This is a genomic window from Hyphomonas sp. UBA4505 (genome assembly GCF_002388685.1).
Classification (GTDB): domain Bacteria; phylum Pseudomonadota; class Alphaproteobacteria; order Caulobacterales; family Hyphomonadaceae; genus Hyphomonas.
The window spans coordinates 236,614-248,549 of sequence record NZ_DGMZ01000003.1; the positions used below are offsets into that span (position 1 = coordinate 236,614).

Below are 11,936 nucleotides of genomic sequence, written 5' to 3' on the forward strand. Positions count from 1 at the left end.
CGCCTCCGCCGCCACCTCCAGCTGCGGATATTGGACTTGGCCGCACAGAAGCAGAAGACTTGGTCCTCACTGATGGGTTCATTACTGAATCCCGTTCGACCGCTTCGAACGACGCCGTTATACGCGCGGAGGATAGCGCAACAACCAGCGTCGCCGAGGGACAGTTCACAGGTGCTGACGGCGACTATCTGGTTCGCCTGTCCCATCTTGATGAGAGCGACGGAGTCTCGGCCTATCAGATCAAAGTAAACGGCCAGATCGTCACAAGCTGGCTGGCAGATGCAGATAATGATGTGTTCAATATTCATGAAGCTTCGGTCGCTCTCGAAACCGGCGACCAAATCTCCGTGGAAGCGGTCTATGATTCAGGCGAGAAGGCCCGGATCGACTGGATTGAAATCGTCGAAGACGATTCAATCGCCCCAATTTCTCACACACTCAACCCGGAAGATTACGATTATATCGCCTTCACCGGTCAGTCGAACGCCGAGCGGTACTTCTATCGCCATAAGGATGACGAGAGCCCAGGCGATATCGGATCGGTTGTGTTCGAGGACTCCATCGAGGCTTATCTCAATGGTGACACCACGCTGATCAACGCCGCCAAAGGCGGCAGCGGCTCCAACCCGCTGGCCGATGCCAATAGTTATTGGTGGAATGTGGATACAGATTCCCCGGGGCCAGCGCTGCTAACCGCGGTTTCAAAGATAGATGCAGCCCTCAATGCGGGCGAGGATCTCGACGCCATTATCTGGGCACAAGGCGAAGATGATGCGCGCGCGATTGATGGAAGCAACACTTCTTCAATTGTCGACGCTCTGATCGACGCTACGACGAGCGTGTTCGAGTATCTCTGGAACCGATATGGCGCAGACATCCCCGTCTTCATTCAGGAATTGGGTGACTTTCCGGAGCTGGGCCCCTGGCTCGATGGCCCCGAAGGCGCGCTGTCAGCTATCCGGGATGCCCAAGCCTACATCGCATCACTTTACGACAACGTTTATATCGGGGCGACGACCACGGATGTCGATGAGCAAATGGACGATGGAATCCACTTCAATGTGGAAGGATTTGGTCTGATCGCCGAAGAACTTGCCGAGACCGTCGCAAATGTATTGACGGGTGAAGTTCTGGCGTAAATCGTGCACTCATCATTTCGTCTGGCACAGTCGAGAGCACGATATGCGAATACTCATTGCGAGCGCACACCCCTATATTCCGCAGATTGCGGGCGGCGCCCAATCCAGCACGCATGAACTCGTTCTGGAATTGCGAGCTCGAGGGCACAACGTCAGCGTATTTTCAGGCCTGACCGGAGACGGTTGGCTCGGCTTACGTCATCGTACAATGTTGAAAGTGAAGTCTGGAACGATCGTCAGCGATGACGTGTGCGGCTACACCACTTATCGTGCTTGGCACCCTGTGGATTCAACATCCGAAGTCGTGGACGCATTCAAACCCGACGTCGTGATTCTACAGTCAGGGTTTCCAGCCCGGCTGGCGAAAGGCTTCAAATCCCGGAATGTACCGCTGGTTTTCTACCTGCGAAATGTAGAATTCGAAGATTTGGGGGGAGACCTCAAAGAGTTTTCAGATTGCCAGTTTATTGCAAATTCCGAATTCACGGCGCGAAAGTTCGATGACGCATTCGGCGTGAAGTCGGAAATCATCTATCCTCTCATTCGTCCAGAAATGTACCAGACGGAAACGCGGCGTGAGTCTGTCCTGTTTGTGAATCCGCACAAGCACAAAGGACTCGACATCGCGCTGAATTGCGCCCGCGCCTGTCCCGAGATCCCGTTCACGTTCCAGATGACCTGGACCCTATCCAAGGAAGACCTCGACGAACTCAACTCCGCGCTGGCGACTCTTCCAAACGTTCGGGTTCAGGCCCGGACCCAGGACATGAAGCAGGTCTATGCCGAAGCCAAGATTGTGCTGGCCCCAAGTCGATGGGAAGAGGCTTTTGGACGCATTTCGGCTGAGGCTCATATCAACGGAATTCCTGTTGTAGCATCGGCCCAAGGCGGATTGCCAGAATCTGTAGGACCCGGCGGGGTTTTGATCGATTTGTCAGAGCCTGAAGAAACCTGGTCAAGCGCCCTGAAGAGATTGTGGACCGATAAGGCTCATTACGATCAACTGGTCCAGGCCTCACTAGACTATGCAGCGCGCCCTGCCCTGCAACGCGATCATCAACTCGATACACTGGAAGCGGTGCTCGGACGTGCAACGTCCCTGGCCGACCAGTAACCCGCCCTACCGAACAGGACACACCATGAACCTATTGTTCGTCACTGCTCATCCGCATACGCCGCAAATTGCAGGCGGATCACAATCCAGTACGCATGAATTGTCGCTGGAAATCATCAAACGCGGTCATGAAGTCTCAGTACTGTCCGGCCTCTACCACAAAGACCGGCTCGGTTACCTTGTACGGGCTGCGCTCAAGTTGACGCCTATGAAGTATACGCGCGACAAGCTGCCCGGGTATCCTGTTTATCGAAAATGGTTTGTCTGGGAAGAAGGTGACGCGGTTCTGAAACAAGCCAAGCCGGACGTATTGATTGTCACAGCGGGCAAGCCCTTCAAGACCGCAAAGCATTTCGCCCAGTTTGGCATTCCACTCGTAGTCTACGTCCGAGACGTGGAATTCCACAAGTATGAAGCCAGCCCTGCCGACCTCCCGGCTTCGACAATCTATGTTGCGAATTCCCAATTTACTGCGGATGCTTACAAGGAAAAGTATGGCATAGACGCGGTACCCATTCCGCCCATGTTCATGGCCGAGCGCTATATCTGCGATCATGCACCAGAGGTCGTCTCCTTTATTAATCCGCACCCCAAGAAAGGGCGCGATATTGCGTTCCAGATCGCTGAACGCTGCCCTGATATTCCGTTCGAGTTTGTTGAAGGCTGGCCACTTCCCGAAGATGTCAGCAAACAGAATGTCGAGTGGGCACGAAAATGCGGAAATGTGACTCTGAAGCCGCGCACCAATGATATGCGCAAAGTCTATTCCAGAACCAAGATCCTCCTCATCCCGAGCCAATGGCAGGAAGCCTGGGGGCGCATTGCATCAGAAGCTCACTTCTCTGGCATTCCGTGCGTCGCCACAAAAATTGGAGGCTTGTCGGAATCTGTTGGCGAGGGCGGTATCCTAATCAGCCCGGACGCAACAATCGATGACTGGGTGTCGGCGGTGAGGAAGCTTTGGGATGACCAAGGTTTCTATGCGGCCATGCAACAACAAACGCGTGATTATTCCAAGCGCGATATCCTGAACAAAGATCACCAGATCGACACGCTTCTGGATGCGTGCAACCGCGCGAAGGCAGCTTTTGCCGCCGAACCAGAAGCAGCTGCGATAGCGAACTGATAGACACGACAGTTGGGTGAAAGAAACCAGCTCTGCGGGTCTCAGGTTTCCGAGAGTGATTGTCCGATCTTCCGCCGGCCCAGCAAACGCAAAACGAGATTGCGACTGCTCCGCATAACGGGATAAAGCACGCGTGCTCGCTTGGGGCTACGAAATACCCAGCCGTTCAACTTGTTGAACACTGTCACAGGACTGCTGATCATCGACAATATGTGGATGCAATCATCCCCATAATACCATTCGCCACTGATGCGCGCGGCCATACCCTGATCCATATCGTACTTGCTGCGGGCGAAGATAGCCGTTTCATCGGACGACCGGGCATCTATCAGACGGACGGTCCCCACCGACTCGCGTATCCGCAGCATCTTCACATACTGGCTACAAAATGGACATTCACCATCATAGACGATTACATTTTCAGTCATTTTGATCGCCGCTAGTTTACCGGAATGATGTCGGTTTTTGTGCTCACCAGAACATCTCGCTTGAATGCGCCATCTTGCCAGTCGAGACACACCGTTTCGACATTGTAACGATAGCCTGCGATGTTTTCCAGATTCAACGCTTCAAACCCCTTGTATCTCACCGGCATGGAATAATGATGGTGAGGATATAGGTGGTAAGACGGCATTTTGCCCGATTTAATTTTCTGCTGCAGCATCATCTGGTGATGAGAGCCGATGAAGCTCGACGCGGCTCCGGCATCAAAATCGACGATAGACGCATCATTTTCGTACGGTGAATGATAGGAGCAAGTCTTGGTAGCTTTCATGATATCGTAATTGGCGATTTCGTCCGAGTGAACGCCGATGCCAATCTGCCCCCATTGCGACGTCGGCACGTGACGAGACGGTCCGCGATGCTCGCGATATCCAAAGTTACGTGTGTACATGAGATAAGAAGACTGCCGGAAGAAGCTATTGGGGACCCGGTACTCTTCACCTGTATCGGTGATCGCGGTGAAATAGGAATCTCGCAATTCCCGGCTATCATACCAACCAAGGCGTGCATTGTAGAAAACTGTATGTCCCATGATCGTGACAAGTACGCCAGCAATGATCGCCTCCTTGGGAAGTCGATCCATCTTCATCGCGACAAAAGCCGATGCGAGAAGGCTGTTCAACAAAATCCAGGGAACGAACAACGCGCCGGTCAGCAGAAAGATTGCGATGTGCATCATGTCGAAGAAGACGGTGAAGGCCAACATGGTTCGCACGCGCAAAAAAGCGAGGAAGCACAAGAACTGCGCCGCCAATGTTACGACGTTGAGATACGGCTCGACTGCGCGAAGAACTGAATATGCAAAACCGAAAAGCCCGGGCGCATACGCCCCTGGTGCGGCACCGACATTATAGCCAGCCAACATCAGAGAACTGGTTGGATTGTCAGAAACCCAAGCAAAGACACCTCCATCAAGGTGAATCTTCGCCAAGCCAGACATGAAGTAGTTGCCCAGATGAGCGCCGACCGCCATGCAAAGAATGATGAGTGGCAACGCGGTGATGCCCTGCTGAATACCCGTGTGAAAGCGCTCCGGGATAATCTGCTTCCGCTTGGCGATCTCTACCGCTTTTACGAACAGGCCAAGCGCCACAACCGCGCCGGCCGTGAAGACAAGCACTTCCACAAGCGGCGCATAATCATTGCGACCGAGTTCCTTCGCGCCAGACAGAACCCGTGTCAGGTCCTTGTGGATCAATAGATACAAGGGAGGTAACAGCGCCAGGGATGGCCGAAACATGGCGGCAATCGTGGCGGCGAAAACAATGAATGGAACGACAACAATAAAGTTTCCAGCGCCGCTCTGAACGTTCTCGTTTACACTCGAAAAATCCGCGCCCAACCACAGGCTGTAAAAGCCGAGGAAGAGGGCGAGACCCTTGATGATTATCCGAAGATACTTTGGCACATCATCATACTTGATGATGGCAGCCAGCGCGCAGCAAACTGCGATTGCAATGTAAATCGCAAGCGCGCGTTCAGGGTGCCAAGCGGCCGAATAATTGGCAATGAAGTTGAAAATCGGAACCAGCAACAAGCTTGCCAGCACAATGATGCCGATTGTCCCAAACTTGATGATTGGTGTCAGATTGTCATCGTCGGATAGGTTGGATCTATGCCCGAGTGTTGCCCACCGTAGCCCTGCCATTTTATTGTCACCCCACTAGGTCTCCGAAGCAGCGTTCCTCCACCCGGAAACAGAAATATACATTACGACCATTTAACACGCCGAAGAGTTTATCGGAATGGAAAACCGGCCCGGTCAGACTAGTTTTTTATTGATAATTACTACTGATCGCTTCAGCGAAATAAGTATTAGTCCGTATTCATCTTAAAAAAACTCTGAAACGATAACGCTAACGAAGGGATTTGCGTCAGGATCTACCCGACGCCTTCTTCATGAGCGCGTATCCTCTGTCGCCCACAATTGAACGAACAAAATTCTTCATCGACTGTTTGTTTGACAAGGGCGTCTTCTGAAGCACAATCCGCCGAGGCAACCCTTTCATGGATTGCTGAATTGTGCGCAGATCACCGCTGGCAGGCATATGCATTTGCTGCGTCTCAATGCATAGCGCTGGCTTGCCAGATAGACGGGCGATTTCAACCGCTTGGTCGTGTTCGCTTTCAATGAACATAATGCTGTTCTTGTTGCGATAGACTTCCGCCTTGAACGACCCATGCGCCTTTGCTTTCTGGCGGGCCTCCTTGTTTGGCAGGTCTAGCATGTTGAGCGACTCGTACTGGATGCCCCACTTCTCGAGCCAAGCTTCCGTTTCCGGGCGATACTTTTCAAGTCGGCTCGTTACCAGATGGCCTAATGGCTTTGTCGGACGATTCAGCGGTATCGCGTTGAGGATAAATTCGCGATAGCGGTCGCCGTCATCATTTTGCTGGGCCGTGGGGTCCAGGCAAAGGACGCCATCAATATCGATGCAGCATTCCTTAAGCAGGCCGTGGTGGAAGAGGTTCCATTGAAAAATTCGCGGCTGGGGTACAGCGTCCAGAACAATGTCGATATCCGGGTGCGTCATCTTGGGACCGAAAACGGCGCAATACGTCAGATTGTATCCTTCAAGTTCGACATCCAGCCGCTCCTTTACAGCGCGAATGGAATTGCCGTGGAACACGCTGTCATCAATCACCAGCACATTCTTCATCTCGGCGAAGGTCTTGTTCACCGCCGCACCGCGACGCGTGCGTCCCGAAGCCATGACGCGCCCCTCAATCAAACCTTCAACATCCGTGATGGGCAGGTTCAGCAAAAGGCCAAGGAAGTTCGCCGGAATCAAGCCGCTGCGCGGAACGCCCACGATTAGATCGATGTTGTCCGGCAACCGGCCAAGCCCCATCGTTATAGCGTCATACATATCTGCGAGAGAGCGATAGTTCATTCCTGCATTCCCTTTTGAGCCGCTCGAGCCTGTCGCTTGGACTGAATGCTGTTCCAGACCATTTCAAGCAGTTCTCGCGCCATCGAAACCTTTTCTTTGAACAAGGTCAGAACAGCAAGGTATATGCCATAAGAGAGCGCCAAAAGCAGGCCAATTTGTAGAAAGCCGATCTGCTGGAACGACTGCCCCGTGAAATAAAGTGCAGCAGCTGCGACTGCCAACGCCAACAGGTGCGGCATGAGCAGACGCACGAAATCTCCGAACCTGACGGTCCCATTGCGGGATGCCATGAACCAGACATAAGGCGTCTTGAACACTAGATCGCCAATGGCATACGCCGCAGCCACGCCTACGGCCCCTTGGGGCAATCCCACAACGAAGGAGGTTATGGAAATCACGGCAGTAACGGCGCCGACCATGAGATAGTGCTTACCTCGCCCCTGGCTGACGAACAGCCAACCCATGGTCGAGGTCATAACCTGAACAAGACCAGCAATTCCGAGCCACATGAAAACTGGCGCCGCCGGCACCCACTCCTTGCCCAGCAGGACGAGGAAAATTTCGTCGGCGAACAGTATGCCGACCAGAACGCCCGGCTGCGCGGCAACAAGAATAATGGTGACGGCCACAAAGTAAGCACGCTTGTAGCGCTCAGGCTGGTTCACATTACGAGAAAGGAACGGCACCATCACCCTGGAGAGCGGATAAGTAATTTTCTGCAATGGGAAGAGCAGAAGCTTGTAGGCCCGGTCATAAAGACCGAGTTCGACCGCATCATGAAAGCGCGCGATTAGAATATTGTCGGCATTTCGTGAGGCAAAATTGAGAAGGTCAAATCCGGCGATACTGGAGCCGAACCCGATCATCTCCCTCATGCCTTCCGCACTGCCTATTTTCATCGGCTTGAACTTGCTGGCCATCCAGCTGGCGAGTGTGGAAACAGCCGCCGTAACAATCGTGCCGTAGAAGAGCGCCCAATAGCTTCGGGTCAGATAGGCGGTTGCGACCGCGACAATGAACCCGGCGAGCAACGAAACGACCTCGATGATCGCGATGGTCTTGAACGCGAGCTTGCGAGCCAACAAGGCGGCCGGCTGGGATTGCAGGCCCCAGACCACGATCGTTGCAGCATACGCGACCGCGAGCGCCTGGACTTCAGGCTCTCCATAGAAATCGGCAAGCAAAGGCGCACACGCCGCCATGATGACGGCCAGCAAAATGCTCATCGAAACGCTGAGCCAGAAAAGATTGCTCACAATCTGCTGCGATATCTGGTCTCGCTGTACCGTCGCCTGGTTCAGACCGAGTTCCTTGACCATGGCCGCGAAGGCGACGGCGGGCGCAACCATGGCAACGAGACCGAAGTCAGCCGGCAGCAACAGGCGCGCCAAGACGATACCCTGAACAAACCCCAGCACAACTCGAAAGCCCTGAGCGACGCCGGTGATCGCAGCTCCACTCGCAAGGCCCGCCGCAGTCGTATTGATATTGTTGAGGTCGTCATCCTCGGGAGGCGTGTCGTTCTTGGACATGTTCTGGAATGGAGGCTTTCTCTGGCTCGTTCTCAATACTGTTGCAGGCTGCTACAGTGCGAAATTCTGGCTGGTTAATAGTACAAGGACGTCACTGCCGGATCTCTATCTAGATTTTGATAATTTGATCCGGTTGATTTTCATTGCGCTTGTCATTGGAATGCTCGCTTGTTGTGCACCCATGGCGCTTACCTTGCCTCAATTCCCCTTTTTCGGTCATGTCCCAAGTTTCCGGCGCGAACACGCCCGGGTTTCGGGAGACGCCCCCGTGTAGAAATGTTAGATGGAGAGCCTGACTATTTGGGGACGATCCCCTCTAGCATGCGAATTGCAAATATAGCGCCAGATGAATAAAGAATACCGGCGCTATCGGGTCTCTTTTCAGACCCATGCTGCAGCGCTGCATGAATGGGGATCAAAGGTGGGGTCATGCTAAAAAATCTGGCACAGCCGGAAACTGTGAATTCACAGCATTACGACTTTGTCGTGGTCGGCTCCGGCTTTGGCTCCGGTTTCTTTCTGTCGAAATTACTGGAGACAATAACCGGTCGAGTGCTCGTCATCGAACGCGGCGATTATAATGCCCATTCGTGGCAAGTGAACGAAAACCGGAACAGCTCGATCGACCGGGCAACGACTTATCATTCCGACAGCGACAAGCCGTGGAACTTCACCATCGGGTTTGGTGGCGGGACGAATTGCTGGTTCGCCCAATCGCCCAGATTTCTGCCAAATGATTTCCGGCTGAAGTCCAAGTACGGCGTCGGCCAGGACTGGCCTGTCAGCTATGATGAGCTGGAACCCTACTATTGCGATGCAGAAACCATCATGTCGGTTTCAGGCGATCCGGACATGCACGGCATCGCGCCACGTTCGAAACCGTTTCCACAACCACCGCATCATCCTTCTACGCCCGATCAGGTGATGAAGGCGGCGCGACCCGACACACACTTTATTATTCCCACTGCTCGTGCCCGAGTTGCCACGGAAGGACGCGGCCCCTGCTGCGCCTCCTTGCGATGCATGATTTGCCCGGCCGATGCGAAGTTCACGGCCCAGAACGGCCTGATGGATGTGTATAACGACCATCGCGTGACGGTGATCCTGAACAGCCGCGTCACCAGCTTTGACTCGACGAATAATACGGTAAAGAGCGCGAGTTTCGAGTCCGCGGGAAAGACATTCTCGGTTACCGGAGACGTGTTTGTACTCGGCGCAAATGCCATTCATAGCCCTGCTATAATGCAGGCATCTGGAATGGCCGATGCGCTGACCGGTGCCGGCCTAAACGAGACTTATGGGGCTGATCTAGAAATCCTGCTGGATGGTATGGAGAATTTCGACGGTTCCACTATCACGACTGGCTTGGACTATAGTTTCGCAGATGGCGACTTCCGCGCCGATCGCGGCGCAGCGCTTATCTACTTTGAAAATCGTTGGAAGTTTGGCCTTCGGACAGAGCGCTCGAAATGGCGGCAGACGCTTCCAATCTCTATCGTTGTCGAAGAGATGCTTGAAGACGGAAATCGCGTCGAACTCGGCGAGAACGGAGAGCCAATCGTTCACTTCATGGGCGCCAGCGACTACGCCAAGAAAGGTTTGCAGGCAGCCATCGACGGTTTGGACGAGATCCTTCAACCCCTACCCGTAGAAGAGGTTGTGTTCCGCCGGATACGCCGGACGGAGTCGCATCTGCAAAGCACGATGCGCATGGGGTCCGATCCGGCAAGCTCCGTGGTGGATGGAGATCTCATTCACCACAAATACCGAAATCTCATTGTGGTCGGCTCGTCTGTGTTCCCAACATGTGGAACCGGCAACCCCAGCCTGACCGTTGCCGCTCTCAGCTTGAGGGCAGCTGAAAAGCTGACTGCGAAGGTGACCATATGACCCGGAACAGACTCTCACTTTCTCGCCGGGCCATGATTTTAGGCGGCGTTGGCGTAGCGGCAGCAGCTGGGGCTGGCACGGTTCTGCTGACGACCGATCAGGGGCATATCCGGCGCACGCTGAGACGGCTGGTCGGTCCGTTCAAAATGGACAAAGCGGAATTTGAGACCTTCGTACGAGACTTTCGGGAGGCTGAGGCTGCACCTTCCTTCATCAAGTCGGCCACGCTGCGCGGACTGGAATTGATTGGGCTCGGATCAACTGTATCCGGGGGCGGAATTCCGAAATTGTCTGATCATCAAGCCGATTTCGAACGCGCCCTGCTCACCGCCTTTATCGTGCGCACCGACTATACGTTGCTTGATGAGCCCGCCACTGAACCCACGACCTATCTCGGCTCCATGACGGCTTGCTTCAATCCATATGCCGAGTTTGCCTAGGGCAGGCACCTGTATGCTGGCGCTCATGCGGTGCTTGCACAATACCTTGAAAAGATTTGCGTTATGACTTCACAACCAATTCTCCCAAATCCTTCTTCGTCTGAGCAGGTGACGTTCTCAAACAGTCTTGCGAGCCTGAGAGGCACTGCCGCCTCTTTCGTCGTGATTTATCATGCATTCCTGTTGTTCAAGGTTTCTGGACTGGATACACCGCAACGGCACGGTCTCAATTTTTCTGAACCGTTCCATATGCTGGTTCACGGCCTGATCGGATTTTTCAACGGACCTGCCGCAGTTGTTCTCTTCTTCGTGTTGAGCGGGACAGTTCTCACGCTTTCCCTGCGCCGGTCGAAGGGCAAAGGACTTGCTCATCTGGCTGGCTATTATGTTCGACGTCTCTTTCGCCTGTATCCGCTACTGATCGCGGTGACATTGTTTGCTGCGGCCATGCACTGGCTGTATTTCAGTGATGCGCCCACGGCTGGGGCCACGAATTGGATGAATGGATATTTCAACCAGGACCCCGGTCTCATAGAAACGCTTCTCAATGCCGTCGGCTACTCCAATAGCCTGAACTCTCCGGCGTGGACCATCCGGACAGAGATCATTGCATCATTTTTGATGCCTTTGTTTGTCGTTCTGACGCGTCGGCCGGCCCTTATAGCCGCTACGCTTGTTGTGCTGGTGGCACTAATGTACGCACCGCTGCACATCGGCCATGTGAATGTCTATCTGATCGCATTCTTTCTGGGTGCTCTGATACCGAACTATGGACGCATGGTCGCCGACCTAAATTTTCGGTTTCCGAAATGGTTTCGCTACCTTCTCATTGCCGGTGCACTTTTCGCTGGCATGTTCGTCCAGCGGATTTTCCGGCCATGGGTTCACGTGGACCCGTCTTCTGTTCTGGTCGTATCTCTTGCCGCAACATTTCTTGTCACCATAACTTTTTATGGTCGTAGTGAAGGCTGGCTGGCCTCCAAGAAGCTCGTCTTCCTCGGAGATATCTCCTACGGGCTGTACCTCTTGCATTTCATCATCTTGTTCGCATTCGCAGAATTGCTTGGGCCGATGCTTGGTGCCGATCCTTCACCTGTCTCTGCACTTGCCATGATGGCGTTCATTGCAGCCTTGACGCTGGCAGTGACCATTCCGCTTGCAACGCTGAGCTATCACTATCTCGAACGCCCGCTGCAGGACCTCGGAAGAAAATATTCCAAGCAAATTCAATCGGCTGACAAGACCGCAGAACTGTCGGCGGCAAACACCCGGCCCGCTGTCGAGACGCCCTGAAATG

General features: G+C 53.8%; 10 protein-coding genes. 6 read left to right on the forward strand and 4 right to left on the reverse strand.

The window, feature by feature from the left end; translation table 11 throughout:
- The 3 genes from B3527_RS02785 to B3527_RS02795 all read left to right on the forward strand — a co-directional run.
- A partial coding sequence (locus tag B3527_RS02785) for a hypothetical protein (RefSeq protein ID WP_290482179.1) occupies positions 1–1,139 on the forward strand: 1,139 nt, incomplete at its 5' end.
- A 43-nt stretch (positions 1,140–1,182) separates the two neighbouring features.
- Entirely contained in the window at positions 1,183–2,253 is a 1,071-nt protein-coding gene (locus B3527_RS02790) for a glycosyltransferase (RefSeq protein WP_290479601.1), read from the forward strand.
- A 25-nt stretch (positions 2,254–2,278) separates the two neighbouring features.
- Positions 2,279–3,379, forward strand: a complete 1,101-nt coding sequence (locus B3527_RS02795; protein ID WP_290479602.1) for a glycosyltransferase — start codon at positions 2,279–2,281, stop codon at positions 3,377–3,379.
- Positions 3,380–3,420: 41 nt separating this feature from the next.
- Here B3527_RS02795 and B3527_RS02800 read toward each other — a convergent pair whose 3' ends face one another.
- The 4 genes from B3527_RS02800 to B3527_RS02815 all read right to left on the reverse strand — a co-directional run bounded on the left by B3527_RS02800 (position 3,421) and on the right by B3527_RS02815 (position 8,309).
- Positions 3,421–3,807, reverse strand: coding sequence for a DCC1-like thiol-disulfide oxidoreductase family protein (locus tag B3527_RS02800; protein ID WP_290479603.1), 387 nt, complete (start codon positions 3,805–3,807; stop codon positions 3,421–3,423).
- A gap of 11 nt (positions 3,808–3,818) precedes the next feature.
- Positions 3,819–5,531, reverse strand: a complete 1,713-nt coding sequence (locus B3527_RS02805; protein ID WP_290479604.1) for a hypothetical protein — start codon at positions 5,529–5,531, stop codon at positions 3,819–3,821.
- 226 nt (positions 5,532–5,757) lie between these two features.
- Positions 5,758–6,777, reverse strand: a complete 1,020-nt coding sequence (locus tag B3527_RS02810; protein ID WP_290479605.1) for a hypothetical protein — start codon at positions 6,775–6,777, stop codon at positions 5,758–5,760.
- Positions 6,774–8,309 carry a lipopolysaccharide biosynthesis protein gene (locus B3527_RS02815; RefSeq protein ID WP_290479606.1) on the reverse strand — a complete coding sequence of 512 codons (1,536 nt, stop codon included), beginning with the start codon at positions 8,307–8,309 and terminating at the stop codon, positions 6,774–6,776. The genes B3527_RS02810 and B3527_RS02815 overlap by 4 nt, the downstream gene beginning before the upstream one ends.
- 429 nt (positions 8,310–8,738) lie before the next feature.
- Here B3527_RS02815 and B3527_RS02820 point away from each other — a divergent pair, with 429 nt between their 5' ends.
- From B3527_RS02820 to B3527_RS02830, 3 genes are all read left to right on the forward strand, one after another.
- A complete protein-coding gene (locus tag B3527_RS02820; RefSeq protein ID WP_290479607.1) occupies positions 8,739–10,199 on the forward strand; it encodes a GMC oxidoreductase in 1,461 nt (486 codons plus the stop codon).
- Positions 10,196–10,639, forward strand: a complete 444-nt coding sequence (locus tag B3527_RS02825) for a hypothetical protein (RefSeq protein WP_206990701.1) — start codon at positions 10,196–10,198, stop codon at positions 10,637–10,639. Before B3527_RS02820 ends, B3527_RS02825 begins: the two co-directional genes overlap by 4 nt.
- Before the next feature lie 63 nt (positions 10,640–10,702).
- Entirely contained in the window at positions 10,703–11,932 is a 1,230-nt protein-coding gene (locus tag B3527_RS02830; protein ID WP_290479608.1) for an acyltransferase family protein, read from the forward strand.
- Positions 11,933–11,936 lie beyond the last annotated feature (4 nt).